Here is a 25,927-nt window from a genome sequence, read left to right as displayed (position 1 = left end):
GCCAGACGCGCGGTTCGGCCCCACAACGAAGAGGCTTCATCCCTCGAGGAGGACCGGCGATGCTCCGCGATTTCCAGGCCCCCGGCCGCTCCGCCGTCTTCGGCACCAACGCGATGATCGCGACCTCCCACCCGCTCGCCTCGCTCGTCGGCGTCGAGACGATGAAGCGTGGCGGCTCCGCGGCGGACGCGGCGCTCGCGGCGTCCGCCATGCTCTGCGTGGTCGAGCCGCACATGACCGGGATCGGCGGCGACTGCTTCGCCCTCGTCGCCCCGCCCGGCGCGCCGACCCGCGCCTTGATGGGCTCCGGTCCCGCGCCGAAGGGCGTCGACCGCGCGGCGGTGGCGGACGCCGGGCTCGCGGCGATCCCCGACGACAGCCCGCACGCGGTCAACGTGCCCGGCGCGGTCGCCGCCTGGGTCGCGCTCCACGCCGCCCACGGCCGCCTGCCGCTCGCCGAGCTGATGGAGCCCGCCGCCCGCGTCGCGGAGGCCGGCTACGCGATCGCGCCGCGCGTCGCCTACGACTGGGCGGCGCATGCGGCGCGGCTCGCGCGCCGGCCGGAGAGCGCGGCGGCCTTCCTGCGGGACGGGCGGCCCCTCGCCGCCGGCGACGTCCACCGCCAGCCCGCGCTCGCCGCGACGCTGCGCGCCATTGGGCGCGAGGGCCGTGCCGGGTTCTACGAGGGCGCCGTCGCCGACGACGTGATCGGCACGCTGCGCGCACTCGGCGGCACGCACGTGCACGAGGATCTCGCCGGCTTCGAGCCACGCTGGGTCGAGCCGATCCGAAGCCGCTTCGCCGGGATCGACGTGGTCGAGACGCCGCCCAACGGGCAGGGCGCCACCGCGCTCCTCGTCCTGAAGGCGCTCGAGGGCTGGGACGTCTGGCGCGCGGCACGGGGGCCCGAGCGGCTGCGGCTCTACGCGGAGGCGACGCGCGCGGCCTACCGCCTGCGCGACGGCGCGATCACCGATCCCGCCGCGATGCCGGTCTCGCTCGAGGGGTTCCTCGGCGAGGCGGCCGTCGCCTTCGTGCGGCGCGCCGCCGCCGATCCCGGGCCGGGCGCCGGACCCGAGCGTGCGGGGCGCGACCTCGGCCCGATACCGTGGGAGACCGACACGATCTGCCTGTCGGTCGTCGATCCCGACGGGCTCGTCGTGTCCTTCATCAACTCGCTGTTCCACCCCTTCGGCTCGACGCTCTACGCGCCGAGGAGCGGCGTGCTGCTGCATTGTCGCGGGGCGAGCTTCTCGCTCGATGCGGGCCACGCGAACGCGCTCGCGCCGGGCAAGCACACGATGCACACGATCATTCCCGGTCTCGTCGAGGCGAACGGCGCGCCGCTGATGCCCTTCGGCGTCATGGGCGGGCAGTACCAGGCGGCGGGCCACGCCCACCTGATGATCCGCTTGTTCGAGGAGGGGCTCGACCTGCAGGCCGCCATCGACGCGCCGCGCCTGTTCGGCTACGGCGGCCGCACGGAGGTCGAGACCGGCTTCGACGCCGAGACCTTTGCCTGGCTCGCCGCGCGCGGCGCCGCGCCCGAGGCCGCGGGCGCGCCCATCGGCGGGGCGCAGGCGGTGTGGATCGACCGCGCCCGCGGCGTCCTCGTCGGCGCCTCGGACCCGCGCAAGGACGGCTGCGCGCTGGGCTGGTGAGAGGAGCGCACTGTTCCTCGCGCGCCGGCGGCGGGCGGAGGCGAATGCGGAGCGCCGAAGCTCTCCCCTCTCCCTCGTGGAGAGGGGCCGGGGGTGTGGGGCGTGCAGGACTGGTCCCGGGCCGTTGCAGCGCTCCGACGACGCCCGCCGGCATCGATACCGAGCAATGTCCTGGAGGCCCCACACCCCCCACCCCTCTCAACGAGGAAGAGGGGAGTTCCCGATCGCCTTTCGGCAACGGCGCGGCTCCGTTCCAGCCGCCCGGTGCGCGTCGATCGGCTCTCGCGGCGAGAGGCGCGAGGACGATATCGGCGGGTGGAAGCGTACCGGGAACCGTCCGCACGTCCGGCGCGTCCTACAGCGGATGATCGCACCCGCCTCGCCCCTCCCGGCTCCCGTTCCCCTCCTGCGCGCCGGCGACACCGCCTGGCGCACGCCGCGGGCGCGCCGGGTGGCGATCGTCCTCGACAATGCGCGCTACTTCGCGCTGGCCAAGCGCGCGATCCTGGAAGCCGAGCATCAGATCCTGCTGCTCGGCTGGGCCTTCGACCCGCGCACCCGGCTCGATCCGCGGGGCGCGACACCGGGGGAGCCGGACGCGATCGGGGACGTGCTGAACGCCGCCGTCGCCCGCAACCCGCGGCTCGACGTGCGCCTGCACGTCTGGGACATGGTGCTGCCGATCGCGGTCACGCGCGACCTCTTCCCGCAGCGGGCGCCGCTCTGGCTCGATCCGCGCATCCGCCTGACGCTCGCCGACGACCGGCTCCTGCGGATCGGCTCGGCCAACCTGAACAACCGCTCGCTCGGTTTCGACACCGAGCTCGACCTCGCCGTCGAGGCCGAGCCGGGCCCCGCCGGGGACGCGACGCGGGCGGCGATCGACGGCGCGGTCGATCGGTTCGTCGGGCACTTCGTCGGGTGCGACGCGGAGGAGGTCGCCTCCGCGCGCCGGGCGAGGGGCGGGCTCGGGGCGGCGATCGAGGCGCTCGATGGGGAGCGTCGCCTGCGGCGGCTGCGGCCGCGACGCGCCGGTCCGCTCGGCGCGCTCACGGCGGCGCATCACCTGGGCGATCCGGCCTCGGCGGAGGACTCGTGGAAGCCCTGGCGGCGGCGCGCGGGGCCGGCGCGGCTCTCGGCGGGGCATTCGCTCGCGCTCGGCGCGCTCGGCGCGCTCGCCGGGTGGGGATTGGCCCGGGGACTCGCGCGCCTGCGCGCGTCAGAACGCGCCGATCCGCGACACGCCGACGAGCAGCGCAAGGCCGAGCACGAGCACGAAGGCGCCCGCGAGGAGCTCGAGCCCGCCGATCGCCAGCGTCCCGCCCAAGCCGCGCCCGCCGGCGAGGCCGAGCGCGAGGCGCTTTGCGAGGACCGCGAGGGTGGCGATGAGACCCGTGGTCAGCGCGGTGCCCAGCGCCATCGCCAGCGTCGCGGCGACGCCGGCCCAGACGATCCCCTGCGACAGCGCGAAGACGAGCACCACGATCGCCCCCGCGCAGGGCCGCAGGCCCGCCGCGAGGACGACGCCGGCCTGCTCGCGCAGGCCGCGCATCCGCGAGAGCGTCTGCGGGTCCGGCAGGTGCGCGCAGCCGTCGCCGCAGCCGGGCGCGACCGCCCCGCCCCGGGCGGCGGCGAGGAGCCCGGCGAGCGTGCCGGCCTTGCGCCAGACGACGAGGGCGCCCATCAGCGCCACCGCGGCGAAGCTCGCCGTCTCGATCAGCCGGGTGGCCGTGTCCATCTCCCGCGCGGTGGCGGCGAGGAGGAGGCCGGCGGTCAGCACGAGGGCGATCGCCACGAGCGCCTGCAGCAGCGCCGCCGCCAGCGAGAGCGAGAAGCCCTTCCAGGCGGCGCGCCCGTCGGCGACGAGGTAGGCGGCGATCACCGCCTTGCCGTGGCCCGGGCCGGCGGCGTGGAAGACGCCGTAGGCGAAGCCCAGCCCGACCAGCGCCGGGAAGGCGGCGCCGCTCTCCGTCAGCGCGCTCACCGCCCCGCGCAGCCCGTCGTAGAACGTGCTCTGGAAGACCGCGAGCAACCGTGCGAGCGCCCCGGTCCGCGGCGGCGCCTCGGGAACGCCGACGCCGAACGGCGAGGGGCGCGGCGGCGGGGCGGGGGGCAGGAAGGCCCAGATCAGCAGCGCGCAGGCTCCGGCGACGAGGACGACCGCGCCGATCGCGAGCGCGATCCGCAGCCAGGGGCGCGGCACGGCGGCAGCGAGCGGGAGCGATGCGGCGGGGGAGGGCGCGGGCATCGGCGGCACGTTCTCAGGGGCAGGCGACGAGGGCGCGGTTGACGATGTCGACCCCCAGCGATTCCGTCGCCGTGATCGCCTCGAAGAACGCCTCGCTGAGATTGACGAACTGGTCGAGCCGCACCTCGGCGGCGCGGGAGACGTCGATCGCGCAGCCCTCGGGGCTCCCGGCGAGCGCCACGGCATCGTCCCCGTCGGCCATGCGGAAGGAGATGTAGAATTCGGGGTCGTAGACCTCGAGCACGAGGGCGGTGTCCGCCCGGGTCGGGCTCTCGAGGGGCAGCGTGAAGTGCAGCGTCAGGGCCGTCCCGTCGTGCGTGAGGAAGTAGTCCTTCGGCGCGGCGAAGGCCTGGTCGTCCCCGTCCGCCACGAGATAGGTGAAGTAGCCGAAGTCGCCGAGGCTGGTGGCGTTGAGCTCCGCCATCTCGGCGAGCTCGTCGCGCGCGTAGCGGCCGTCCCCGTTCGCGTCGAGGCCGAAGACCATGCTCGCGGAGTTCGCCTCGTCGAAGGTCCAGGCGTGTGCGATCGCCGTGACGCGGCCGGCGTCGTCGAAGACGATCTCGGTCCTCGTCTCCACCCAGATGTGGGGATGCGCCGCGGCCGGCGACGCTCCGAGCGCCCAGCCGGCGGCGAGCCCGGCGAGGGCTGCGGAGGCTCGGGCCTGTCTCCTGCGGAGCGTCATCGGCGGGTTTCGTCCTCGGGGCGCAGGATGGGAGGCTGCGCCCCCATGGTTAACGAAGGCTGAAGACGGGCCCCGCCCGTCCGCGTCCTGCCGTGCACCGGGAAGGTGGCGAAAGCCGGGCGAGACCGCCCGCGCTCAGCGCGGAAGCGTCGAGGACCCCATCAGGAACGTGTCCATGGCGCGGGCCGCCTGGCGCCCCTCGCGGATCGCCCAGACCACGAGCGACTGGCCACGGCGCATGTCGCCGGCGACGAAGAGCTTGTCGCTCGAGGTGCGGTAGTCCAGGTCGTCGGCCATGACGTTGCCGCGCCGGTCGAGCGCCACCTGGGTCTCGGCGAGGAGCCCCTCCGTCACGGGTCCGGCGAAGCCGATGGCGATGAAGACGAGATCCGCCTTGATGACGAATTCGGTGCCGGGGATCGGCTGGCGCTTCTCGTCGACGCGGGCGCAGCGCACGCCCGTGACCTTGCCCTTCTTGCCCTCGATCGCGAGCGTCGCCGCCTGGAACTCGCGCTCGGCGCCCTCCGCCTGGGAGGAGGAGGTGCGGAACTTCGTGGGCCAGTAGGGCCAGACGGTGAGCTTGTCCTCGATCATCGGCGGCTTGGGGCGGATGTCGAGCTGCGTGACCGCGAGCGCGCCCTGCCGGAAGGAGGTGCCGATGCAGTCCGACGCCGTGTCGCCGCCGCCGATGACGACGACGTGCTTGCCGGCGGCGGTGACCTGCTCGACCTCCTCCGGGATCCCCTCGTCGTTCACCCGCTGGTTCGACTGGGTGAGGAAGGGCATGGCGTAGTGCACGCCGTCGAGGTCCTGCCCCGGCAGCTGCGGGTCGCGCGGGTTCTCGGCGCCCGCCGCCAGCAGCACGGCGTCGAACTCGTTGTGCAGCGAGGTGAAGGACCGCGTCTTCCCGATCTCGACGTTGCAGTGGAAGACGACGCCCTCGGCCTCCATCTGCTTCACGCGCCGCTCGATGTGGTACTTCTCCATCTTGAAGTCGGGGATGCCGTAGCGCAGCAGCCCGCCGGGCTTCGCCTGGCGCTCGAAGACATGCACCTCGTGGCCGACGCGGGCGAGCTGCTGGGCGGCGGCGAGGCCGGCCGGCCCCGAGCCGATGATCGCCACGCGCTTGCCGGTGAGGTGCTTGGGCGGCTCGGGCTTCACCCAGCCCATGTCCCAGGCCTTGTCGGCGATCGCCTGCTCGATCGTCTTGATGGCGACCGGCTGGTTCTCGAGGTTGAGCGTGCAGGCCTCCTCGCAGGGCGCGGGGCAGATGCGGCCCGTGAATTCCGGGAAGTTGTTGGTGGAGTGCAGGTCGCGCGCGGCCGCTTCCCAGTCGCCCTGGTAGACGAGGTCGTTCCAGTCCGGGATCTGGTTGTGCACCGGGCAGCCGTTCGGCCCGTGGCAGAACGGGATGCCGCAATCCATGCAGCGCGCCGCCTGCTTCTTCAGGTCGCCCTCGTCGAGGGGCAACGTGAACTCCTTGAAGTGGCGCACGCGATCGCCGGCGAGCTCGTACTTCTGCTCGGCGCGATCGTACTCGAGAAAGCCCGTGACCTTACCCATCGTCTCTCGTCCTCGTCCCCGCGCGATCGGCGCCCCCGGCCACGCTCTTCGTTTCCTCACACCCGTTGGGGATGCGTCTCGTCGTCGTCGTTCGCCCGGCGTCCACGGCGGATCAGCTGATCGCCTTCGTAGATGTCGGCGCGCTCGAACATCGCGTCCGTCCATTCCGGGCTGTCGTCGGGATCGCGCCAGGGCTCGCCAGGTTTTGCAATTCCATCCGCGTGCGTGCCGTCGGGTCGCTTGCGCTCGTCCATCGACATCCACCTCGTCAGACCCGTTCCGGGTGTTCCTCGATGAAGACCTTGAGCGCCGCGTCGATCCGCGTCTGCCAGCCCGGACCCGAGGCCTTGAAGCGCTCCACCACGTCCGGGGACAGCCGAATGTTGATCGGCACCTTGGGAGCCTCCGATTTGGGCCGTCCGCGCTTGATCAAGCGATCGCCCTCGTAGAGGTCGGCTCGCTCGAAGAACTCGTCGTCGAGCTCAGGAATCTCCGCGTATTCCTCCGCCGTGATCTCGTGTCGGTCGATCCGCGCCAAGTCGCTCTTGATAACGTGCTTGTTCCCGCCCATTGGCCTTCCTCATCGAGATGACGTGCCTGACATCTTCCCGCGGTGTCCAAACGACCACCATCATTCGACCGCCCAGAAAGCCGATCGTGACGATGCGCGTCTCGCCGTAGTCCTGGCGGTCATCCTCGAAGCTGAGGCTTCTGCCGGAGAACACGGCGAGCGCGTCGTCGAAGTCCAACCCCCGCTCGGCCAAGGTACGCAGCCGCTTCGCCGGGTCGTAGTCGATCCGCATGGATTATTTGTATCCACGCTTATTCGGCGTCAAGCCCTCGGCGTCATTCTCGTGTTCGAGCGCCCTCACCGCAACCGGTCGCCTTTCCGGCGCTCGGCCGAAGACCCGCTTGATCTCCTCCGGAAGCTGGTCGTACGGAAGCGCCTTGGCGAAGTCCTCCTCCGTCCACTCCGGATTGTCGTCGTCGTCGATCGGCTCTTCCGGATCGGACATCGCCATCACCCTCACTCCGCCGCGGCCGGCATCCGCGCCCGCTCCATCTCCCGCAGCGCCCGCCGGTATTCCACCGGCATCACCTTCACGAACCTCGTCCGGTACGTCGCCCAGTCGTCGAGGATGGCCTTCGCCCGGGCGGAGCCCGTGTACTGGAGGTGGTTGGCGATGAGCTGCATCAGGCGCTCCTCGTCCTTGCCCGACATGTTCGCCATCACGTCGATGCGGCCCTTGGTCTCGAGGTCGCCGCCGTGATGGTGGAGGCGGCGCATCAGGTCCTCCTCCTCCTCGACGGGCTCGAGGTCGACCATGGACAGGTTGCAGCGCTTGCCGAAGTCGCCGGCCTCGTCGAGCACGTAGGCGATGCCGCCGGACATGCCGGCCGCGAAGTTGCGCCCGGTCTGGCCGATCACCACCACGACGCCGCCGGTCATGTACTCGCAGCCGTGGTCGCCGACGCCCTCGACCACCGCGATCGCGCCGGAGTTGCGCACGGCGAAGCGCTCGCCGGCGACGCCGCGGAAGTAGCACTCCCCGGAGATCGCGCCGTAGAGCACCGTGTTGCCGACGATCATCGAGCGCTCGGGGACGGCCTTGGTCTCGGCCGCGGGCTTGATGATCAGCTTGCCGCCCGAGAGCCCCTTGCCGACGTAGTCGTTGGCCTCGCCCTCGAGCTCGAGGGTGACGCCGCAGGCGACCCAGGCGCCGAAGCTCTGGCCGGCGGTGCCCTTCAGCTTCACGGTGATCGTGTCGTCGGGCAGGCCCTCGTGCCCGTGGCGCCTGGCGACCTCGCCCGAGAGCATGGCGCCCACCGTGCGGTCGACGTTCTTGACGCGGGCCTCGATGGTCACCGCCTCGCCGCGGGCGAGCCCGGGCTCGGCCTCGGCGATCAGCCGGCGGTCGAGCACGTCGGCGATCGGGTGGACCTGGCGCTCGACGTGGCGGATGGCGACGCCCTCGCCCACGTCGGGCTTGGTCAGCATGCGGGAGAAGTCGATCCCGCGCGCCTTCCAGTGGTTCACGCCCTCGCGCTTCGTCAGGAGGTCCGCCTGGCCGACGATCTCCGCGAGCGAGCGGTAGCCCATCTCGGCGAGCAGCTCGCGCACCTCCTCCGCGACGAAGAAGAAGTAGTTCACCACGTGCTCGGGCAGGCCCTTGAAGCGCTTGCGCAGCACCGGGTCCTGCGTCGCCACGCCGACGGGGCAGGTGTTGAGGTGGCACTTGCGCATCATGATGCAGCCCGCCGCGATCAGCGGCGCCGTCGAGAAGCCGAACTCGTCGGCCCCGAGCAGCGCGCCGATCACCACGTCGCGCCCCGTGCGCAGGCCGCCGTCGACCTGGAGCGCCACGCGCCCGCGCAGCCGGTTCATCACCAGCGTCTGGTGCGTCTCGGCGAGCCCCATCTCCCAGGGCGAGCCGGCGTGCTTGATCGAGGTGAGCGGGGAGGCCCCCGTGCCGCCCTCGAAGCCCGAGATCGTGATGTGGTCGGCCCGCGCCTTGGCCACGCCCGCCGCGACCGTGCCGACGCCGACCTCGGAGACGAGCTTCACGGAGACGTCCGCCGCCGGGTTGACGTTCTTGAGGTCGAAGATCAGCTGCGCCAGGTCCTCGATCGAGTAGATGTCGTGGTGCGGCGGCGGCGAGATCAGGCCGACGCCCGGCGTCGAATGGCGGACCCTGGCGATCTTGGCGTCGACCTTGTGGCCGGGCAACTGCCCGCCCTCGCCGGGCTTGGCGCCCTGCGCCACCTTGATCTGCATCATGTCCGCGTTGACGAGATACTCCGTCGTCACGCCGAAGCGACCGGACGCCACCTGCTTGATGGCGGAGCGCTTCGAGCGCCCGTCCGGCAGCGGCCGGTACCGCTCCGGCTCCTCGCCGCCCTCGCCGGTGTTCGACTTGCCGCCGATCTCGTTCATGGCCATGGCCAGCGTCTCGTGCGCCTCCTTCGAGATCGAGCCGTAGGACATGGCGCCCGTCGAGAACCGCTTGACGATCTCCACCGCCGGCTCGACCTCCTCGAGCGGCACGCGCCGGCGCCCGGTCTCCTCCGCCTGCCTGATGCGCAGCAGGCCGCGCACCGTCTTGAAGGCGTTCTCCTGCTCGTTCACGAGCCGCGCGTAGTCACGGTAGCGGTCGTCCGCCTTCAGGCGCACGGCGTGCTGGAGGGTGGCGACGGTGTCCGGGTTCCAGGCGTGCGTCTCGCCCCGCAGGCGGAAGGCGTATTCGCCGCCGACGTCGAGGCTGTCGCGGTAGATCGGGCTGTCGCCGAAGGCGTCCGCATGACGCGAGACCGCCTCCTGCGCCACCTCGGGCAAGCCGACGCCCTCGATCGTGGTGGCCGTGCCGAAGAAGTAGGTCGCCACGAACTCCGAGGAGAGGCCCACGGCGTCGAAGATCTGCGCGCCGCAATAGGACTGGTAGGTCGAGATGCCCATCTTGGACATGACCTTGAGCAGGCCCTTGTCGATCGCCTTGATGTAGCGCTGCACCACCTCGGTGGAATCCACCTCCGCCGGCATCTCGTCCATCATCGAGGCCAGCGTGTCGAAGGCGAGGTAGGGGTTGATCGCCTCCGCGCCGTAGCCGGCGAGGCAGGCGAAATGGTGCACCTCGCGCGCCTCGCCGGTCTCGACGACGAGGCCGACCGACGTGCGCAGCCCCTTGCGGATCAGGTAGCTGTGCACGGCGGCCGTGGCGAGCAGCGCCGGAATCGGGATGCGATCGGGGCCCAGCTGCCGATCGGACAGGATGATGATGTTGTAGCCGCCGCGCACGGCGGCCTCCGCGCGGTCGCACAGGCGCTCGAGCGCGCCCTCCATGCCGTGCGCGCCCTGCTCGGCGGGGTAGGTGATGTCGAGCGTCTTGGTGTCGAAGCGGTCCTCGAAATGGCCGATGCAGCGGATCTTCTCGAGGTCCTGGTTGGTCAGGATCGGCTGGCGCACCTCGAGGCGCTTGCGCCGCGCGGTGCCCTCGAGGTCGAGGATGTTCGGCCGCGGCCCGATGAACGACACGAGGCTCATCACGAGCTCCTCGCGGATCGGGTCGATCGGCGGGTTCGTCACCTGGGCGAAGTTCTGCTTGAAGTAGGTGTAGAGCAGCTTCGCCTTGTCGGAGAGCGCGGAGATCGGCGTGTCCGCCCCCATCGAGCCCACCGCCTCCTGGCCGGTGACGGCCATGGGCTGCATGAGGATCTTGAGGTCCTCCTGGGTGTAGCCGAAGGCCTGCTGCCGGTCGAGCAGCGACACGTCCGTGCGCGACTGGCGCGGCTGGACGGGGTTGAGGTCCTCGAGCACGATCTGGGTGTGCTTCAACCACTCCCGATAGGGGTTGGCCGCGGCGAGCTGCTTCTTGATCTCCTCGTCGGCGACGATGCGGCCCTGCTCGAGGTCGATGAGCAGCATGCGCCCGGGCTGCAGGCGCCACTTCTCGACGATCTTCTCCTCGGGGATCGGCAGGACGCCCATCTCGGAGGCGAGCACGACGAGGTCGTCCTCGGTGACGAGATAGCGCGCGGGGCGAAGACCGTTGCGGTCGAGCGTCGCGCCGATCTGGCGGCCGTCGGTGAAGGCGATCGCCGCCGGGCCGTCCCACGGCTCCATCAGGGCGGCGTGGTACTCGTAGAAGACGCGCCGGTCCTCGTCCATGAGCGGGTTGCCCGCCCAGGCCTCGGGAATGAGCATCATCATGGCGTGGGCGAGCGAGTAGCCGCCCTGCACCAGGAACTCGAGCGCGTTGTCGAAGCAGGCGGTGTCGGACTGGCCCTCGTAGGAGATGGGCCAGAGCTTGGAGATGTCGTTGCCGAACAGCTCCGAATCGACGCTCGCCTGGCGCGCCGCCATCCAGTTGACGTTGCCGCGCAGCGTGTTGATCTCGCCGTTGTGGGCGACCATGCGATACGGGTGCGCGAGCTGCCAGGTCGGGAAGGTGTTCGTCGCGAAGCGCTGGTGCACCAGGGCGAGCGCGCTCTCGAAACGCGGGTCGACGAGGTCCCTGAAGTAGGCGCCCAGCTGCGTGACGAGCACCATGCCCTTGTAGACGATGGTGCGCGAGGACATGCTGACCGGGTAGTAGCCGGCGCAGCGCGGGTCCTCCAGCCGGTAGACGGCGTTCGAGATCACCTTGCGCGCGAGGAAGAGCCGGCGCTCGAAGGCGGCCTCGTCCTCCTCCTTGGTCTTGCCGACGAAGACCTGCCGGTGCAGCGGCTCGGTCTGCTTCACCGTCTCGGACAGGTCGGTGGGGTCGACCGGCACCTCGCGCCAGCCCAGCAGCGCCAGGCCTTCGTCGTGGATGGCGCGCTCGACGATCTCGCGGACGATCTCGTAGCCCTCCGGGTCGCGCGGCATGAACAGCATGCCCACGCCGTACGCGCCCGGCTCGGGGAGCCAGATGCCGAGCTTGGCGCACTCGCCGGCGAAGAAGCGGTGCGGGATCTGGGTCAGCATGCCGCAGCCGTCGCCCATCTTCGGGTCGGCGCCCACCGCCCCGCGATGGTCGAGGTTGCGCAGGATGTCGAGGCCCATCTCGACGATCGCGTGCGTGCGGCGGTTCTTCATGTCCGCGACGAAGCCGACGCCGCAGGAGTCCTTCTCGTGACGGGGATCGTAGAGGCCCCGTGCCGCGGGAAGGCCCGGGTCGCGGACGGCGCGCAGCCAATTCGCAACCTGGTGCGTCTTGCCGCTGCCGAAGCTCATCGTGATGTTCGTCATCGTTCGATCCTCGCTCGGACCGGGGCCGCCGCAGCGCCCCGTCGCCGTCACCCGCCATACGGCGGAACCCTGCCGCCCGGATCGTACCTGCCGGGCGGGCCGCTCGTCACGTGGAGGCGCGGAAGCCGGGGGAGGGGGCGCCCGCACCTCAGGCGGGCGACCGGCGGCTGAGGTTCAGCCGCGGCGCGCCCGCGTCGCCCGCGTCGTCGCGCGGGCGTCGGGTTTCTGATCTCGGTCGCGCGGGGCGCGGGCGTTCATCGTCGTTCTCGCCTTCGAGAAAGTAATGCCTTCGAGACCGGCCGACGGCGCGCCGTCGGGATGGGACAGCCTTGCTGTCCTAGTTGTGCCGGACGTTGCCAGATTTCGCCCCGCCGCACAAGTGCATTTTGGAGGCGTTCGAGAACGATCGTTGCCCTGCGACGACAGCGCGCGCAACAATGCATCGGACGATGCCGACCCTGGGCAAGTTTGCGGACGCGGGCCCATGCATGCCGCCGGACGTGCGCAGCCGCGCGCTTGACGCGCGCGCGCCGAGCCTGTTCCCGTGCGCGCGACAGGAGACCCGATCCATGAACTTCGCCAGCGACAACATCGTCGGCGCGAGCCGCCCCGTCCTGGAGGCGCTCGTCTCGGCCAACGCGGGCGCCCAGCCCGCCTACGGGGGCGACGACGCGACCCGGGCGGTCGAGACGATGCTCTGCGAGATCTTCGAGCGCGACTGCGCCGTCTTCCTGGTGGCGACGGGCACGGCGGCCAACGCGCTCGCCCTCTCCGCCCTGGTGCCGCCCTACGGGCTGACGATCTGCCACGCGGAGGCGCACGTCATCGACGACGAGTGCGGCGCGCCGGAGTTCTTCACCGGCGGCGCCAAGCTGGCGGGCGTTCCGGGCGTGGGCGGCAAGATCGCGCCGCGCACGCTCTCCGACTGGCTCGCCGCCCGCTCCGGCCACGAGAAGGAGATGCCGGCGCGCGCGCTGTCGATCTCCCAGGCGACCGAGGGCGGGCTCGTCTACGACGCCTCCGAGATCGGCGCGCTGTGCGACATCGCCCGGGAGGCGGGGCTGTCCGTCCACATGGACGGCGCGCGCTTCGCCAACGCGCTCGTGGCCAGCGGCCTCACGCCGGCGCAGACGACCTGGAAGCTCGGCGTCGACGTGCTCTCCTTCGGCGCCACCAAGAACGGCTGCCTCGCGGCGGAGGCGGTGGTGTTCTTCGACCCCGCCCGCGCCGAGGCGATGCGCTTCCTGCGCAAGCGCTCCGGCCACACGCTGTCGAAGGGTCGGCTCCTGGGGGCGCAGCTCCAGGGCTACCTCGCGCACGACCACTGGCTCTCGAACGCCCGCCACGCCAACGCCATGGCCGCGCGGCTCGCGCAGGGCGTCGTCGCACTGCCGGGCGCGCGGCTCGGCTTTCCGTGCGAGGCGAACGAGGTCTTCCCCGTCCTGCCGCGCGAGACCGTGACGCGGCTGCGGGCGGCGGGCGCCATGTTCCACCCTTGGTCCGCGCGCTCGCTCTCGGCCGGCGAACGGGTTGCGCCCCACGAGATGCTGGTGCGGCTCGTCACGTCCTTCGCGACGACCGAGCAGGAGATCGAGGCGTTTCTCTCGGTCGCGCGGGGGTGACGGCGGCGCGCGCGCGACCGCGCCCTCAGGCGCGGTCTCCGTCGCCCTCGTTCTGGTTCGCGGCGCCCGCGGGCCAGGGGGCGATGCGCGCGTCCGCGAGCGCGTCCGCGAGCCGGCGCGTGTTCTCCTGCGGGGAGCGCGGCGGGCCCTCGAAGGTGACGGCCTGGATGTCGATGCCGGCGTTGAGCGAGCCCAGCACGAGGTTGAAGAACACCGTCACGTCCTGGTGCGCGAACTCCAGGTCGAGCGAGACCGCGGGCATGCCGCCCCAGCGCAGGTCGACGTCGGCGCGCAGCCCGTAGCGCAGGGTGCCCGGCTTGAAGAACAGCTCGGTGGAGGAGGCGACGAGGTCGTCGATGTTGCCGTGCTGCTCGGCATGGACGTAGCGGGCGAGCACGGCGAGGTCCACGAGGCGCAGCTCGGCCGCGACGCCCTGGACGGCGTCGGCGAGGATCTTCTCGCGCTCCTTCAACCTCGGCCGCTTGCCACTCATGGAGTCAACGCTTTCTCAACTCGCTCTCTCGCTGTTGCGATAGTAGAAGAAGTACAGGAGTTCCGCAACGACGCGGTAGAACTCGGCCGGGATCGGCCGGTCCACCTCCACAGCGTCGTACATGGACCTTGCCAGGGGCTTGTCCTCGATCACGGGAATGCCGCGGCTCTCGGCGATCTCGCGGATCTTGAGCGCCACGAGGTCCTGCCCCTTGGCCACGACCACGGGCGCACCGCCCTCCTCGCGCACGTAGCGCAGCGCGATGGCGAAGTGGGTCGGGTTGGCGATCACGATGGTGGCGCGCGGGACGTCGGCGATCATCCGTCGGCGGGCGCGGTCGCGGGCGAGCGAGCGCATGCGCGCCTTCACCAGCGGGTCGCCCTCCGCCTGCTTGTGCTCGTCCTTGAGCTCGCGCTTGGACATGCGCAGGTCCTTGCGCCACTTGAAGCGCGAGAAGGCGATGTCGGCGACGACGAGGAGCACGATCGCCACGCACACGGCGGCGAGCAGGCGGATCGTCAGCGAGAGGATGATCTCGGGGATCTGGGTCGGGTCGGCGTACATGGCGCTCACCACGCGCCAGGCGTCGGTACGCGCGAGCAGCGCGAGGACGGCGGCGACGACGAGGAACTTGAAGAGGGCCTTGGCGAGCTCCATCCAACCCTGGGCGCCGAAGATGCGCTTGAATCCCTGGGCGGGCGACAGCCGCGAGAGCTTGGGCTGGATGCGGTCCTTGGCGAAGCGCGGCGCGTTCTGCAGCACGCTCGCCGACAGGCCGAAGACGAACAGCACCGCGACGATCGGCATGAGGAAGGCCCCCCCGCCGAGCGCGACGACGTGCATGAGCTGCGTGGCGTCGGTCCCGTCATGGAGCGCGAGCCCTCCCGGATCGTCGATCATGCGCGCGAGGAGCTCCACCAGCTCCCGCGCGTCCTCGGCGACGACGAAGTGGCCCAGCGCGAGCGCCGCGAGCACCGCGGCGAAGGTCGATGCCTCCTTGGAGACCGGGACGTTGCCCTTCTCGAGCGCGTCCCGGATCTTCTTCTCGCTGGGCTCCTCGGTCTTGGAGCTCTTGTCCTCGTCGTCCGCCATCGCCCCCTCCGCCCGCGCGCCGTGCCGTCACGAGTAGAAGGCGCGGTCCTCCTGGTCGGCGTTGAGCTCGATCTCGCCGCGCCCGGCCATCTCCAGAGCGAGATCGGTGATGGCGCGCCTCGCCTCGATGACGTCACGCTGCGGCACGGGCTCGCCCGAGACGAGTTCGTGCTCGACCATGCGCCGCGCCCGCGAGCCGAGCGAGGAGAGGATCGCGTCCCGGAACGAGGCGTCCGTGCCCTTGAGCGCGGTGACGATCCGGTCCGTCGCGATCTGGTCGAGGATCGCCATGCGCGCGCGCGGCGTGAGCTTGATGACGTCCTCGAAGGTGAAGAGCAGGCCCTTGAGCACCTCCGCCGTCTTCGGCCGGGTGTCCGCGAGCGAGGTGAGGACGTCCTCCATCTGCTCGCGCTCCATCTTGTTGATGATGTCGGCCATGCGCGCGTGGGTGTCGGTGCCCATGTTGCGCGCGAAGTTGAGCATGAAGTCCTCGTGCAACGTCTTCTCGACGATGCGCATCGTGTCCTCGACGACGGGCTTGAACGACAGCATCCGGCGCATGAGGGAGTTGCGCATGTCGTGCGGCAGGAGACCCATGACCTTGGCCGCGCAGCTCGGCTTGACCTTGGAGAGGATCATCGCCGCCGTCTGGGGATGCTCCTTCAGCAGGTAGGCGGCGAGGATCGATTCGGACACGCCCGAGATCCGCTCCCAGATCGAGCGGTTGGCGTTGCCGAGCACGTCCGACATGATCTCGGAGACCTGGTCGGGCGGCAGCACGCCGGTGAGCAGCCGCTCCACCTCCTGGGCCGTGCCGTAGAGGCTCGTGCCGTTGGTGATGTCGGAGGCGAACTCCTCCACGAGGCTCTCGAGTTCGGGCGCGGAGATCGGCCCGAGATCGGCCGCGGCGCGGGAGATCTTCTTGAGCTCCTCGGGGTCGAAGCGGGCGAGGAGGCGCCCCGCCACGTCCTTGCCGAGCGCGAGCAGCAGCGCCGCGACCTTCTCGGGACCCTGCAGGACGCGCGGGCCGGGGAGGTCGCCGGTCATCGTCGCGGGCATCGCCATCGTCGTCCTCCCCCTCAGGCGCCCGGCGTCGGCGTGCCGACGATCTCGGTGAGCGAGACGCCGAAGCGGGAATTGTCGTCCTCCACCACGACCACCTCGCCGCGGGCGACGACGCGGCCGTTGACGACGACGTCGACGGGCTCGCCCACGCGGTGGTCGAGGGGCACGACCGCGCCGCGGCCGAGCTTCATCAGGTTGGCGACGGGCATCGTCGCCGAGCCGAGCACGACCTGGAGCGAGACGGGGATGCGCATGATGGCGTCGAGATTGCCGTGGGCGCGGCCCAGGCCGATCGTGTCGGCGGCGGTCTCGCCGGTGCGGGTCCTGCCGGACGCGTCCTTGCCCAGATCGATCGTCTCGTGGGCCTCCGTCTCGGAGGCGTCGGCGCCGAAGTCGGCGGCGAGGTCGGCGGGCTTGGCGGTGGTCTTCTTCACGGGCATGGCGGGTCTCTCTCGCGAAAACGGGTGGTCTTTCGGCGCCGGCGGCTCAGGCGCCGTCGGGCAGGCGCTTCACGACGACGGTCGGCCAGGCGAAGGGCTTGGGCCTCTGGTCCGGGCGCGGCCGGTAGGGAGGGGGCGTCTCGGCGGGCTCCTCGCCGGCGAGGCGGATCGGCTCGCTCGAGGTCGCGGGAGCCGCCGCCGGCGCGCGGGCGGCCGTCGGCGCGGCGTCACGCGCCGCCTCGAGCCGCTCCATCACGCCGCGGGCCTCCTCGATGCGCTCGCCGAGCGCCGCGAGGACGGACGCGCCCTCGGTCTGCACGCTCTCCACGGCGCGCTCGACGCCCTCCACCGCCCGCCCGGTCTGGGCGAGGATCGCGGCGTAGTCGGCGTTGTAGCCGCGGAAGCGCCGGAACTCGCGGCGCAGGCCGATCGCGTAGGCGACGGTCGCGAGCAGAGCCGCGACGAGCACGAGATCGAGCAGGGTGAGCGTCTCAATCGGAAGCGAGGTCATCGATGAACTCCTGGTCCTCGTCGATCACGTCCTCGACCTCGAGCACGTAGGCGCCCTGCGACTGGCCGAGCCGGCAGCGGAACAGCGCCTGGCCGTTGCAGTCGAGCCGCACCTTCGTGCGCGGCGTCGCCTGCAGCTCGATGACCTGCCCGACCTCGAAGGACGCGACCTCGCCGAGGTCGACGGTGCGCTCCTCGAGCACGGCCTCGAGCGAGACCGAGGTGCGCGAGACCTCGGACTGCATCTGCTTCGACCAGCGCGGATCGGCGGTCGCCACGTCGCCGGAGACGACGTGGGCGAGGCTCTGGCGCATGGGCGAGAGCGCGGACTGGGGGATGATGACGAACATCTCGCCGCCGCGGCCGAGCGCCTGGATCAGCAGCTTCGCCACGACCGCGAGGTTGTTGCGCCGCCCGATGATGGCGAAGTCCATGCGCGTCTCGGTGCGCTCGAGCTTGAGCTGCGTGCGCGAGATCGGCGCGAAGGCCGCCTGGACGGCCTTGCCGGCCTCCTCGAACAGCGCCTGGGCGACCTTCATCTCGATATTGGAGAAGCCGCGCTCGTCGTCCACCGGCGGCTCCGAGCCGTCCGAGCCGAACAGGACCTCGATCATCGTGAACACGAAGTCCCGGTCGAAGCCCACGAGGATGCGCGTGTCCCAGTCGACCGCGTGGTACATCGCCGCCACCGCGTTCGACTCGTAGTCCTCCAGGATGTCGCCGATGCGCCCGCTCTCGATGTTCGACACCGAGAAGTAGGAGGGCGAGGCCGACATGTGGCGAAGCCCGTCCGCGCAGTAGGTGGCCACGCGATCGAAGATCACGTGCAGCATCGGCAGCCGGTCGATGGTGATGCCGGCGGCGTCGAGCAGGCGGTCGGACACGCCGCCGGCGGCGGCCGCGGTCTGGAAGCTCTCGACGTTCATCTCACGCGGCTCCCTGCATGGCGGCGCGGTCGTTCGCGGGCGCACCGCGGGCGGATTGCGAGATCGTCTCGTTCTCGACCTCGTCGATGGTCGGGCGGTCGGAGGCGGCGATCGCCTTGCGGCCGTGCTCGACGGCGATCTGCGGCAGCGCGCCGTTCATGAAGGCGAGCAGCGTCTGCTTGGTGATGAGGTAGAGCCGCATCTGGTGCTCCCGCGTGGACTTGATCTTGAGCGCGAGCGGGCCGACGAGCCCGTAGCTCATGAAGATGCCGGCGAAGGTGCCCACCAGTGCCGCCCCGATCAGCGAGCCGAGCAGCTGCGGCGACTGGTCGAGCGCGCCCATCGCCTTGATCACGCCGAGCACGGCGGCGACGATGCCGAGCGCCGGCAGCGCCTCGGCCACCGTCATCAGAGCGAAGTAGGGCTTGAGCTTCTCGCGGCGCTGCGTCTGGATCTCCTCGTCCATCAGGGCCTCGATCTCGTGGGGACGGGCGTTGCCGATGATCATCAGGCGCACGTAGTCGCACACGAAGCCGGTCAGCTCCGGGCGGGAGAGCACCCGCGAGAAGCGCTGGAAGATCTCGCTGTCCTGCGGCGCGTCGATGTGCGGCTCGACCTCGTTGCGGCCCTTGGCGCGGATCTCGCGCGTGAGCACGTAGAGGAGCCCGAGCAGGTCGAGGTAGTCGCGCGACTTGGGGATCTGCCCGCGCAGCGCCTCCACCGTGGCGCGGCCGGTGTCGCGCACGGTCTTGAGCGAATTGGCGATGATGAAGGTGCCCACCGCGGTGCCGCCGATGATGACGAACTCCCACGGCTGCCAGATGACCGGGATGTGCCCGCCCATGGCGGCGAAGCCGCCGAGCAGCGAGGCCATCGTGATGACGATGCCGATGAAGACTGCCAAGGCGAAAGCTCCCCTTTGGTGCGCAGCGTGGGGAGAGATGTAGGGGGGCAAGCTTGTGCGAGGGTGGTGGGGGGAGAAGGGGGCGACGATCGCACGATGTATTTGATTTGTTCTTGCTCAACTGCATCGATCCATGCAATCTCGGAGACGTGATCTTCGCGAAGCCGGGGGGGCGTAACCGTGGCCGAGCCGATGTTCGAATGGGACGAGAGGAAGAGACTGGACGTCCTGCGCACACGTGAGGTCGACCTCCGCGATCTCGCCCCCGCATTCGAGGGTCCGATGATCACGCGGATCGATCGTCGAGGTTCGTACGGCGAGATCCGCTTCAGGGCGCAAGGGCCGACGGGCGGCGTCCTTCATGTCATCGTCTTTGCCGTGCGCGGCGAGGCGATACGCTCGATCACGGCCTGGAAGGCGAGGAGATCGGACCATGAGCGGTATCAGGCGCTATTCGCTGGGCGAGATCGAGGAGATGCGCCGGCGCGGTGAGGTTCGCGTTTTCGCGGACGCGCGGGAGGGCCCGGCCTTCGACGAGGACGATTGGGAGGAGGCGTTCGCGGGAGAGGCGGATGCCGGCCCGCCCGGCCCGGACGCCGTGACCGTCAGCCTCGACCGCGAGGTCGTCGAGGCGATCCAGCGCGAACGGCCCGAGGATTGGCAGCGCTGCATCGAGCAGGTTCTTCGAGAGCATCTCGCCCGCTCCCGCGGGGCCGCGGAGACCTCTCGGCACTCCCGGCGGCGATGACGGGCTGCCTCGACGGCGAGACATCGAGGCCGATGCGCATCCGGCCCGCCCGTCCCGCTGACCGCGAGGCGCTCCTCGCGATCTCGCTCGCCACGGGCGACGCGGGCGGCGACGCCGCGCCTCTCCATCGCGACGGGGACCTGATCGGCCTGATCTATTCCGCGCCCTACCTGGCGCTCGAGCCCGGCTCGGCGCTCGTCGCGGAGGACGAGGCGGGGGTCGTCGGCTTCGCGGTCGGCACGCGCGACACGCGCGCCTTCGAGGCGCGGCTGGAGCGGGACTGGTGGCCGGCCCTGCGCGCGGCCCACCCCAGACCGACGGGAGACCCGTCGAGCTGGGACGCCGACGCCCGTCGCATCGCCCGCTTCCACGCGCCGCGGGTCGCCCCCGTCGCCGTCGTCGCCGGCCACCCGGCGCACATGCACCTGAACCTCCTGGCGCGCGCCCGCGGGCGCGGCCTCGGCCGGCGCCTCGCCGATGCCTGGCTCGGGCTCTGCGCGGCGGACGGGGCGGCGGACGGACCGATCGGCGTCCACGTTGCCGTCCACCCCGCCAATACGGGCGCGCTCGCCTTCTGGGCCGCCTGCGGCTTCGCGCCGATCGCGGCGCCGGAGGCGCTGCCGGACGCCGCGACGGTGTGGTTGGCGCGGGTGGCGGGGTGAGCGTCGTTCAGGGCCGCTCCCAGACCATTCCTGCGAGCCGCGGGTCGTCTGCGAAGGCGTCGCGCGCGAAACCGATCCGATCGGGCGGGAACGCGCAGATCGCCTGGCCCCCCGTAGCCGAGAGATGCAGACGCCAGGTTCGCGTCTCGGTCGGGGTGGAGGTCGAGAACGCCTCGCATGCCAGCACGGCGACGTTGACCCCTTCGTCTCGATCGCGGACGGACGCGTACCGGACGATTCGCAGCGTCGCTTCGCGTGCCGCAGCCGCCAGATCCTGCGTGGCATCGTACGCGACAGGGTCGGTCCACCTGGCGCGATCACGCACGAGCCGCGCAGCCGTGAGGTCCAGCGCCGCGTCCGTCTCGACGTCCACGGCGAAGAGAGTGAATTCGGTCGGGTTCGCCGGCCACGGCGTACCGGGAGAGGCCGCGAAGAACAGGATGCGGTAGAACGCCGTCTCGGCCAGCGCCGTCCGCGCCGTTTCCGCGGCATAGTAGACGCCCGGGGTGCGCCCGGCACGGCGAAAGCGCGACCCGCGCGGATAGGGCGCATCGTACCGGAACGGCGTGGCGAGAAGGTAGTGGAGACCGCGGCACCGCTCGGGCACGGGAGGCTTCGCCGCCTCGACGAGGTCCTCCAGAACCGCCTGCTCGTCGAGGGTGTCGACGAGCTTCATGGTCGAGACCAGCGACTGGGACTCGACCACCCGCCAGATCCGCCCGCGGTAGGGGCGGCGCTCAGACGCGAGCGCGTCGGGCGTCCAGGTAGGCGACGACATCCACGAGACCCTGCACGCTGGCGATCCGCTCGGCCGGCACGCCGGCGAGATCCGTGTTGGCGCCGTGGAGCCAGGCGCGCGAGACGGCGTCGTCGCCGCCGGCGATGGCGTCGAGCGACCGGTAGAGACGCACCAGCATCACCGCGAGCTCGAACGGCTTCCCGCCGGGGTCCAGCCGATACGCGCCGGCCTTCATCCTGGAGACGGTCGGCTCGCTCACGCCGATGACGCGGGCCAGCGCCCGCGCCGAGAGGCCGAGCCGGGCCGCGGCCTTCACCACGGCCTTGGTCAGGACGATGCCCGGATCGGGGCTGGGCGCTGCTCGTGCCGTGACGGCCATCGGATAGGCTCCCTCATGCTCTACAGAATGTATAGCACGTCCTTCTCTCCAGGGAAACTCACCACGCCAGCACCTCCATCGCCGCGGTCGGCCGATGCGGCTGGCCGTCGAACCAGGGTCCGGCGACCGCCGGGTCGAGGCCCGTGCCGTCGAGGCGCAGCTCCTCGGCGTGGATGCCCTTGGCGATGAACAGCGCGTCGGCGCCGATGCCGCGGGCGCCGGCGATGTCGGTGCGGATCGCGTCGCCGATGGCGATCGTGCGCGAGACGGGCAGGTCGTCCGCGCCTCGGATGCGCGCGGCGCGGGCCAGCGCCTCGCGGTAGACCGGCGCGTGCGGCTTGCCCATCCAGGTCGCCGACCCGCCCATCTCCTCGTAGAGCGTGGCGAGGGCGCCGGCGCAGTAGACGAGCTGCCCGCCGACGTCGACGACGATGTCCGGGTTGGCGCAGATCATCGGCAGGGCGCGCTCCCTCAGGCGCGCGAAGAGCGGGCGGTAGTCGTCGGGCGTCTCCGCCCGGTCGTCCCACAGGCCCGAGCAGACGACGTAGGCCGCGTCCTCGGCTTGCGCGAAGCGCACCGGCAGGCCGTCGAAGATCGGGCGGTCGCGCTGCGGCCCGATGTGGAAGACCGGGTCCGACAGGCGGGCCTCGACGGCCATGCGGGTGAGGTCCCCCGAGGTGACGACGTCGTCGTAGGCCGTGCGCGGCACGGCCAGCCGGTCGAGCTGGTCCATCACCGTCACGCCGGGGCGCGGGGCGTTCGAGACCAGGATCACCGTACCGCCGGCGCAGCGGAAGCGGGTGAGCGCGTCCGAGGCACCGGGATAGGCGGCGAGCCCGTTGTGAACGACGCCCCAGACGTCGCAGAGCACGACGTCGTAGCGCTCCGCGATGGCCGAGAAGCCCGGGATGAAGGCGACCGCCTCGACGGCGGCACGGGCGGCGGGGGCGTTCGCTTCGGGCATCGGGGGCTCGTCGTCGGGCGCGCGGGCGCGGGGAGGATGCTTCGGCGGGTAGGCGCCGGGCGGCGTCCTGTCAACCGCGCCGAGGGTCGCGTCGAGGGTCGCGTCGAGGATCGCGCGACCTCAGGTGCAGCTCATGCCCAGCCCCGCGAGCCCCTCCTCGAGGAGATCGCCGAGGTTGGGGATACCCATCAGCCAGTCCGCCGGCGACAGCGCGCCGCTCGCCATGCGCTCGTGCGCCAGGCGGTAGGCGTCGGGCCATTCCGCGGCCTCCATGTCGCCGCGCCCGACGAAGACCAGCGCGATCAGCGAGGCGGCCTCGTCGGTGTTGAGCCCGTCGATGACGAGGCGCATCTCCTCCTCGCCGCGGTCCGTGCCGCTTTCGGCGAGCGAGCCGAAGTTGCGGTCGTCGGTCTCGTTCGAGCCCGATCGCGGGTCGGTCATGCCCTCCTTCACGTCGAATGCGCGGGCGTGGACGATCAGGTCGCAGACCTTCTCGAGCGCGATCTCCATGGGGTCACCTCGGGTGCTTGGAAAGGGTGCTTGGAAACGAAGTCGCCACGGCAACGACCGAGGGGGGAGGGCGGTTCGCCAGTCCCGCGTGCGACGCATGGAAGACGCGCATTCCGCGCCGCTTGCGCGCCGGCGCGAACGGCCCGATTGAGGAGGCTTCGCCGCCCCTCGAGGCACGACCTCCATGACCCTCATTCCGTCGTTCGAGATCGTCGGTGCGCTCGCCGCGACGCTGACCACGATCTGCTGGCTGCCGCAGGCCGTGCGCACCATCCGCACCCGCGAGACCCGCGCCATCTCCGCCCTGACGCAGGGCATCTTCGCCGTAGGCCTCGCCCTGTGGCTCGTCTACGGGCTCGCAATCGGCTCCTGGCCGATCATCGTGGCGAACGCGCTCACCTTCCTCCTGGTCTCGACCATCCTCGCCCTGAAGTTGCGCTACGGCTGACGCGTCGCCCGCGCGCGCCGTTGCGCCCGGGTGTCAGGCTCGGGCAAGCTTCGCCCGCCAGGGTTCCCGACGAGAGCGGCCGTGCGCCGCGCCGTCGAGGACACCAGGGCAGGACATGACCGCTTATCAGCACGCCGACCGCCTGTGGGGCAACCTCCTGGAGCTCGGCACGAAGCGCCTCCTCGCGCTCGCCGCGATCGGCATCGCGGTGATCGTCTCGGTCGTCGCGGGCGCCTACTATCTCGGCCGGCCCGAGATGACCGTGCTCTACGCCGGGCTCGAGCGCGACGACGTCTCGCGTATCGGCTCGGCGCTCAACGACGCCGGCATCGACTTCGACGTCTCCTCGGCGGGGGACGCGGTGATGGTGCGCCACGCGCAGACCGCGCGGGCGCGCATGCTGCTCGCCGAGAAGGGCCTGCCGTTCTCGGCGAACTCCGGCTACGAGCTGTTCGACAATCTCGGCTCGCTCGGGATCACCTCCTTCATGCAGGAGGTGACGCGCGTGCGTGCGCTGGAAGGCGAGATCGCCCGCACCATCCAGCAGATGCGCGGCATCGTCGCCGCGCGCGTGCACATCGTGCTCGCCGATCCGGGCTCCTTCCGGCGCGAGGCCCGCCAGCCCTCGGCTTCGGTCGTGGTTCGGGCGGAGACCGCCGACGTCGCCGGCCAGGCGCAGGCGATCCGCCACCTCGTCGCCGCCGCCGTGCCGGGGATGACGGTCGCGGGCGTCACGATCCTCTCCTCGGACGGGACGCTGCTCGCCTCGGGCGACGACGCGGCCGGCGCGGCGACCGGGCGGATCACGGCGCTCAACCGCGAAGTGAACCAGGAGCTGGAGGATTCGGTGCGCCGCACGCTCGCGCCCTATCTCGGGCTCGAGAACTTCCAGGTCAGCGTCGCGGCGCGCATCAACACCGACCGCAGGGTGACGAGCGAGACGATCTTCGACCCAGAGAGCCGGGTCGAGCGCTCGATCCGCGTCGTGCGCGAGAACGAGGCGTCGACGAACCTCTCGCGCCAGACCCCCGTCACCGTCGAGCAGAACCTCCCGGAGGAGAACGTCGCGGCGGACGGCGGCGAGCAGTCGAGCGAGGAGATGCAGCGGCGCGAGGAGCTGACGAACTTCGAGATCTCCTCGCGCCAGGTCCAAGTCTCGTCGGACGGCTTCGCCGTCGAGCACCTCTCGATCGCGGTGCTCGTCAACCGCGCGCGGCTCGCGGATGCCCTCGGCCCGGACGCCGGGCCCGAGCAACTCGAGGCGGAGATCGCCGAGATCGAGGCGCTCGCCGCCACCGCCGCCGGCGCGGACGCCGCGCGGGGCGACACGGTGAAGGTGTCGGCGGTGAGCTTCCTCGCGGGCGGCGTCGACATGGAGCCGGTGCCCGAGGTCGGCGTGCGCGACGTGCTGATGGCGCAGGCCGGCAACATCGTCAACGCGCTCGCCATCCTGCTCGTCGCGCTCACGCTCGTCTGGTTCGGCCTGCGCCCCGCGCTCGCCGCCATCCTCGATCGGCCCAAGCCCGCGACGCAGATCGAGGAGACGATGCCCGCGCTCGCCGACGGCCAGGCCGGGGAGGGTGGGCAGGCGACGGCAGCGATCGCCGACGCCTCCGGCCGGGGCGAGCCGCACGCCGCGCAGATCGAGGCGGCCACCGCCGCGATCGCGGCCCTGCCGACCTCGATCAGCGCCGCCACGATCAAGCGCCTCGAGCAGATCGTGACCCGCAACGAGGACCAGGCGGCCAACATCCTCAAGGAGTGGATGCACGGGGAGAACGCCTGACATGCCGTCCTCCCTGATCGACGTCCTCGCCGAGATCGACCCGCGCCGGTCGGCGCCGGCGGTCTTCCCCGAGGTGGTCTCTCGCAAGGTGCTCCCGCCCGAGGTGCTCTCGTCGGTGGTGCTCTCGTCGGAGGTGGGCTCGCCGAACGCGGACGTCCCGCCGCAGGGGCGAGCAGGGCCCCGGCCCGAGACGGCGCGCGCCGTTTCCCCCGCCTTTGCCCCCCGCGGCCCGAGCCCAGAGGAGATCGAGGCGCGCATCGCCGACGCCGCGGCGCAGGCCGCCTCCGCCGCCCGCGAGGAGGTGGAGACGCGTTGGGCGCAGGCGCTCGAGACCGAGCGCGCCGAGGCGCTCGCCACCCGCGAGGCGGTCCTCGCCGATGCCCGCGCCGCCTGGGCGCGGGAGGAGGGCGAACGGCTGGCGGAGGGCGTGCGCGAGGGGCTCGCGACCATCGAGGAGCGGATCGCCGAGGCCGCGGCCCGTGCGCTGGCGCCCCTGCTCGAGGCCGCCGCGCGGGACAAGGCGCTCGCCGCCCTCGCGTCCAGCGTCGCGACGCTGCTGCGGGCCGAGCCCGCCCTCGTCCTCGTCGCCCGCGGCCCCGCCGATCTCGGCGAGGCGCTGCTGGCGCGGCTCGGCGACGCGGCCTCGGCCGTGCGCTTCGATCCCGCCGAGACGCCCGACATCGTCGTGGAGGGCGAGGACGTCGTGATCGAGACCCGTCTGTCGGAATGGGCCCGGCGCGTCGCCGCCGAGGCCGCCTGA

28 protein-coding genes are annotated in these 25,927 nt (G+C 71.6%); 8 read left to right on the top strand and 20 right to left on the bottom strand.

All coding sequences use genetic code 11. The features are described from left to right. Positions 1-59 precede the first annotated feature (59 nt). The gene (locus AB9M23_RS15220) at positions 60-1,661 is read left to right on the top strand and encodes a gamma-glutamyltransferase family protein (RefSeq protein WP_372425405.1); all 1,602 of its coding nucleotides are present in this window, start codon (positions 60-62) and stop codon (positions 1,659-1,661) included. 355 nt (positions 1,662-2,016) lie between these two features. Here AB9M23_RS15220 and AB9M23_RS15215 read toward each other — a convergent pair whose 3' ends face one another. The 9 genes from AB9M23_RS15215 to gltB form a co-directional block, all read right to left on the bottom strand. Beyond that, positions 2,017-2,724 (bottom strand): hypothetical protein, encoded by a 708-nt coding sequence (locus AB9M23_RS15215; protein ID WP_372425404.1) that lies wholly within the window; start codon positions 2,722-2,724, stop codon positions 2,017-2,019. Positions 2,725-2,880: 156 nt separating this feature from the next. Next, positions 2,881-3,909, bottom strand: a complete 1,029-nt coding sequence (locus tag AB9M23_RS15210; protein WP_372425403.1) for a nickel/cobalt transporter — start codon at positions 3,907-3,909, stop codon at positions 2,881-2,883. Positions 3,910-3,922: 13 nt separating this feature from the next. Beyond that, positions 3,923-4,591, bottom strand: a complete 669-nt coding sequence (locus AB9M23_RS15205) for a DUF1007 family protein (protein WP_372425402.1) — start codon at positions 4,589-4,591, stop codon at positions 3,923-3,925. Between the two features lie 135 nt (positions 4,592-4,726). Then, positions 4,727-6,154 (bottom strand): glutamate synthase subunit beta, encoded by a 1,428-nt coding sequence (locus AB9M23_RS15200; protein WP_372425401.1) that lies wholly within the window; start codon positions 6,152-6,154, stop codon positions 4,727-4,729. A 56-nt stretch (positions 6,155-6,210) separates the two neighbouring features. After that, complete coding sequence (locus tag AB9M23_RS15195) at positions 6,211-6,408, bottom strand: hypothetical protein (protein ID WP_372425400.1); 198 nt, start codon at positions 6,406-6,408, stop codon at positions 6,211-6,213. A 14-nt stretch (positions 6,409-6,422) separates the two neighbouring features. Then, on the bottom strand, positions 6,423-6,725 hold the full coding sequence (locus AB9M23_RS15190) for a BrnA antitoxin family protein (RefSeq protein WP_372425399.1): 303 nt from the start codon (positions 6,723-6,725) through the stop codon (positions 6,423-6,425). Next, a complete protein-coding gene (locus tag AB9M23_RS15185; RefSeq protein WP_372425398.1) occupies positions 6,637-6,957 on the bottom strand; it encodes a BrnT family toxin in 321 nt (106 codons plus the stop codon). The genes AB9M23_RS15190 and AB9M23_RS15185 overlap by 89 nt, the downstream gene beginning before the upstream one ends. 3 nt (positions 6,958-6,960) lie before the next feature. Then, entirely contained in the window at positions 6,961-7,176 is a 216-nt protein-coding gene (locus AB9M23_RS15180; RefSeq protein WP_372425397.1) for a hypothetical protein, read from the bottom strand. A gap of 5 nt (positions 7,177-7,181) precedes the next feature. Further along, the gene (gene gltB / locus AB9M23_RS15175; protein WP_372425396.1) at positions 7,182-11,879 is read right to left on the bottom strand and encodes a glutamate synthase large subunit; all 4,698 of its coding nucleotides are present in this window, start codon (positions 11,877-11,879) and stop codon (positions 7,182-7,184) included. A 569-nt stretch (positions 11,880-12,448) separates the two neighbouring features. On the opposite strand from gltB, the gene AB9M23_RS15170 reads away from it, so the two are divergent. Beyond that, on the top strand, positions 12,449-13,501 hold the full coding sequence (locus AB9M23_RS15170) for a threonine aldolase family protein (protein ID WP_372425395.1): 1,053 nt from the start codon (positions 12,449-12,451) through the stop codon (positions 13,499-13,501). Between the two features lie 25 nt (positions 13,502-13,526). Here AB9M23_RS15170 and AB9M23_RS15165 read toward each other — a convergent pair whose 3' ends face one another. The 7 genes from AB9M23_RS15165 to motA are packed head-to-tail and all read right to left on the bottom strand — an operon-like array spanning position 13,527 to position 18,931. Then, positions 13,527-13,994 (bottom strand): BspJ family T4SS effector nucleomodulin, encoded by a 468-nt coding sequence (locus tag AB9M23_RS15165; protein WP_372425394.1) that lies wholly within the window; start codon positions 13,992-13,994, stop codon positions 13,527-13,529. 15 nt (positions 13,995-14,009) lie between these two features. After that, a complete protein-coding gene (flhB, locus tag AB9M23_RS15160) occupies positions 14,010-15,086 on the bottom strand; it encodes a flagellar biosynthesis protein FlhB (RefSeq protein WP_372425393.1) in 1,077 nt (358 codons plus the stop codon). 27 nt (positions 15,087-15,113) lie between these two features. Next, entirely contained in the window at positions 15,114-16,151 is a 1,038-nt protein-coding gene (locus AB9M23_RS15155) for a flagellar motor switch protein FliG (protein WP_372425392.1), read from the bottom strand. A 14-nt stretch (positions 16,152-16,165) separates the two neighbouring features. Next, positions 16,166-16,591 carry a flagellar motor switch protein FliN gene (gene fliN / locus AB9M23_RS15150; RefSeq protein WP_372425391.1) on the bottom strand — a complete coding sequence of 142 codons (426 nt, stop codon included), beginning with the start codon at positions 16,589-16,591 and terminating at the stop codon, positions 16,166-16,168. 46 nt (positions 16,592-16,637) lie between these two features. Next, positions 16,638-17,102 (bottom strand): hypothetical protein, encoded by a 465-nt coding sequence (locus AB9M23_RS15145; RefSeq protein ID WP_372425390.1) that lies wholly within the window; start codon positions 17,100-17,102, stop codon positions 16,638-16,640. After that, entirely contained in the window at positions 17,083-18,027 is a 945-nt protein-coding gene (locus tag AB9M23_RS15140; protein WP_372425389.1) for a flagellar motor switch protein FliM, read from the bottom strand. Before AB9M23_RS15140 ends, AB9M23_RS15145 begins: the two co-directional genes overlap by 20 nt. A 1-nt stretch (position 18,028) precedes the next feature. Beyond that, entirely contained in the window at positions 18,029-18,931 is a 903-nt protein-coding gene (gene motA, locus AB9M23_RS15135) for a flagellar motor stator protein MotA (RefSeq protein ID WP_372425388.1), read from the bottom strand. A 192-nt stretch (positions 18,932-19,123) separates the two neighbouring features. Between motA and AB9M23_RS15130 the strand changes: the two genes are divergently transcribed. Genes AB9M23_RS15130 through AB9M23_RS15120 form a run of 3 tightly spaced genes read left to right on the top strand, consistent with a single transcriptional unit; the run spans position 19,124 to position 20,341 of the window. Then, a complete protein-coding gene (locus AB9M23_RS15130) occupies positions 19,124-19,423 on the top strand; it encodes a BrnT family toxin (protein WP_372425434.1) in 300 nt (99 codons plus the stop codon). After that, on the top strand, positions 19,365-19,679 hold the full coding sequence (locus AB9M23_RS15125; protein ID WP_372425387.1) for a hypothetical protein: 315 nt from the start codon (positions 19,365-19,367) through the stop codon (positions 19,677-19,679). Before AB9M23_RS15130 ends, AB9M23_RS15125 begins: the two co-directional genes overlap by 59 nt. A 32-nt stretch (positions 19,680-19,711) precedes the next feature. Continuing rightward, on the top strand, positions 19,712-20,341 hold the full coding sequence (locus tag AB9M23_RS15120; RefSeq protein ID WP_372425386.1) for a GNAT family N-acetyltransferase: 630 nt from the start codon (positions 19,712-19,714) through the stop codon (positions 20,339-20,341). A gap of 7 nt (positions 20,342-20,348) precedes the next feature. Here the strand turns inward: AB9M23_RS15120 and AB9M23_RS15115 are convergent, their stop codons facing one another. The 4 genes from AB9M23_RS15115 to AB9M23_RS15100 all read right to left on the bottom strand — a co-directional run bounded on the left by AB9M23_RS15115 (position 20,349) and on the right by AB9M23_RS15100 (position 22,933). Next, the gene (locus tag AB9M23_RS15115) at positions 20,349-21,119 is read right to left on the bottom strand and encodes an RES family NAD+ phosphorylase (RefSeq protein WP_372425385.1); all 771 of its coding nucleotides are present in this window, start codon (positions 21,117-21,119) and stop codon (positions 20,349-20,351) included. After that, a complete protein-coding gene (locus tag AB9M23_RS15110; RefSeq protein ID WP_372425384.1) occupies positions 21,079-21,459 on the bottom strand; it encodes an MbcA/ParS/Xre antitoxin family protein in 381 nt (126 codons plus the stop codon). Before AB9M23_RS15110 ends, AB9M23_RS15115 begins: the two co-directional genes overlap by 41 nt. Positions 21,460-21,517: 58 nt before the next feature. Continuing rightward, positions 21,518-22,423: a TIGR01459 family HAD-type hydrolase gene (locus AB9M23_RS15105; protein WP_372425383.1), complete on the bottom strand. Its 906-nt coding sequence runs from the start codon at positions 22,421-22,423 to the stop codon at positions 21,518-21,520. 120 nt (positions 22,424-22,543) lie between these two features. Next, complete coding sequence (locus tag AB9M23_RS15100; RefSeq protein ID WP_372425382.1) at positions 22,544-22,933, bottom strand: DUF3775 domain-containing protein; 390 nt, start codon at positions 22,931-22,933, stop codon at positions 22,544-22,546. 184 nt (positions 22,934-23,117) lie between these two features. Here AB9M23_RS15100 and AB9M23_RS15095 point away from each other — a divergent pair, with 184 nt between their 5' ends. The 3 genes from AB9M23_RS15095 to AB9M23_RS15085 all read left to right on the top strand — a co-directional run bounded on the left by AB9M23_RS15095 (position 23,118) and on the right by AB9M23_RS15085 (position 25,927). Beyond that, complete coding sequence (locus tag AB9M23_RS15095; protein WP_372425381.1) at positions 23,118-23,381, top strand: SemiSWEET transporter; 264 nt, start codon at positions 23,118-23,120, stop codon at positions 23,379-23,381. A gap of 115 nt (positions 23,382-23,496) precedes the next feature. Next, positions 23,497-25,167, top strand: coding sequence for a flagellar basal-body MS-ring/collar protein FliF (fliF, locus tag AB9M23_RS15090; protein WP_372425380.1), 1,671 nt, complete (start codon positions 23,497-23,499; stop codon positions 25,165-25,167). A gap of 1 nt (position 25,168) precedes the next feature. After that, positions 25,169-25,927 carry a hypothetical protein gene (locus AB9M23_RS15085; RefSeq protein WP_372425379.1) on the top strand — a complete coding sequence of 253 codons (759 nt, stop codon included), beginning with the start codon at positions 25,169-25,171 and terminating at the stop codon, positions 25,925-25,927.

The organism is Salinarimonas chemoclinalis, from assembly GCF_041514305.1.
Lineage (GTDB): Bacteria > Pseudomonadota > Alphaproteobacteria > Rhizobiales > Beijerinckiaceae > Salinarimonas > Salinarimonas chemoclinalis.
This window is presented reverse-complemented; position numbering and strand designations above follow the sequence as displayed.

Coding starts and splice junctions, on each gene's coding strand:
- AB9M23_RS15155 (WP_372425392.1), bottom strand. CDS start 16,151: ATGGCGATGCCCGCGACGATGACCGGCGACCTCCCCGGCCCGCGCGTC.
- AB9M23_RS15100 (WP_372425382.1), bottom strand. CDS start 22,933: ATGGAGATCGCGCTCGAGAAGGTCTGCGACCTGATCGTCCACGCCCGC.
- AB9M23_RS15215 (WP_372425404.1), bottom strand. CDS start 2,724: ATGCGCCGCCGTGAGCGCGCCGAGCGGACCGGCGCGTCGCGGCCGCAG.
- AB9M23_RS15125 (WP_372425387.1), top strand. CDS start 19,365: ATGAGCGGTATCAGGCGCTATTCGCTGGGCGAGATCGAGGAGATGCGC.
- AB9M23_RS15190 (WP_372425399.1), bottom strand. CDS start 6,725: ATGGGCGGGAACAAGCACGTTATCAAGAGCGACTTGGCGCGGATCGAC.
- gltB (WP_372425396.1), bottom strand. CDS start 11,879: ATGACGAACATCACGATGAGCTTCGGCAGCGGCAAGACGCACCAGGTT.
- flhB (WP_372425393.1), bottom strand. CDS start 15,086: ATGGCGGACGACGAGGACAAGAGCTCCAAGACCGAGGAGCCCAGCGAG.
- AB9M23_RS15120 (WP_372425386.1), top strand. CDS start 19,712: ATGCGCATCCGGCCCGCCCGTCCCGCTGACCGCGAGGCGCTCCTCGCG.
- AB9M23_RS15205 (WP_372425402.1), bottom strand. CDS start 4,591: ATGACGCTCCGCAGGAGACAGGCCCGAGCCTCCGCAGCCCTCGCCGGG.
- AB9M23_RS15210 (WP_372425403.1), bottom strand. CDS start 3,909: ATGCCCGCGCCCTCCCCCGCCGCATCGCTCCCGCTCGCTGCCGCCGTG.
- AB9M23_RS15180 (WP_372425397.1), bottom strand. CDS start 7,176: ATGGCGATGTCCGATCCGGAAGAGCCGATCGACGACGACGACAATCCG.
- AB9M23_RS15105 (WP_372425383.1), bottom strand. CDS start 22,423: ATGCCCGAAGCGAACGCCCCCGCCGCCCGTGCCGCCGTCGAGGCGGTC.
- AB9M23_RS15110 (WP_372425384.1), bottom strand. CDS start 21,459: ATGGCCGTCACGGCACGAGCAGCGCCCAGCCCCGATCCGGGCATCGTC.
- AB9M23_RS15085 (WP_372425379.1), top strand. CDS start 25,169: ATGCCGTCCTCCCTGATCGACGTCCTCGCCGAGATCGACCCGCGCCGG.
- AB9M23_RS15130 (WP_372425434.1), top strand. CDS start 19,124: ATGTTCGAATGGGACGAGAGGAAGAGACTGGACGTCCTGCGCACACGT.
- AB9M23_RS15195 (WP_372425400.1), bottom strand. CDS start 6,408: ATGGACGAGCGCAAGCGACCCGACGGCACGCACGCGGATGGAATTGCA.
- AB9M23_RS15115 (WP_372425385.1), bottom strand. CDS start 21,119: ATGTCGTCGCCTACCTGGACGCCCGACGCGCTCGCGTCTGAGCGCCGC.
- AB9M23_RS15170 (WP_372425395.1), top strand. CDS start 12,449: ATGAACTTCGCCAGCGACAACATCGTCGGCGCGAGCCGCCCCGTCCTG.
- AB9M23_RS15140 (WP_372425389.1), bottom strand. CDS start 18,027: ATGAACGTCGAGAGCTTCCAGACCGCGGCCGCCGCCGGCGGCGTGTCC.
- fliN (WP_372425391.1), bottom strand. CDS start 16,591: ATGCCCGTGAAGAAGACCACCGCCAAGCCCGCCGACCTCGCCGCCGAC.
- AB9M23_RS15185 (WP_372425398.1), bottom strand. CDS start 6,957: ATGCGGATCGACTACGACCCGGCGAAGCGGCTGCGTACCTTGGCCGAG.
- AB9M23_RS15200 (WP_372425401.1), bottom strand. CDS start 6,154: ATGGGTAAGGTCACGGGCTTTCTCGAGTACGATCGCGCCGAGCAGAAG.
- fliF (WP_372425380.1), top strand. CDS start 23,497: ATGACCGCTTATCAGCACGCCGACCGCCTGTGGGGCAACCTCCTGGAG.
- AB9M23_RS15095 (WP_372425381.1), top strand. CDS start 23,118: ATGACCCTCATTCCGTCGTTCGAGATCGTCGGTGCGCTCGCCGCGACG.
- AB9M23_RS15145 (WP_372425390.1), bottom strand. CDS start 17,102: ATGACCTCGCTTCCGATTGAGACGCTCACCCTGCTCGATCTCGTGCTC.
- AB9M23_RS15165 (WP_372425394.1), bottom strand. CDS start 13,994: ATGAGTGGCAAGCGGCCGAGGTTGAAGGAGCGCGAGAAGATCCTCGCC.
- AB9M23_RS15220 (WP_372425405.1), top strand. CDS start 60: ATGCTCCGCGATTTCCAGGCCCCCGGCCGCTCCGCCGTCTTCGGCACC.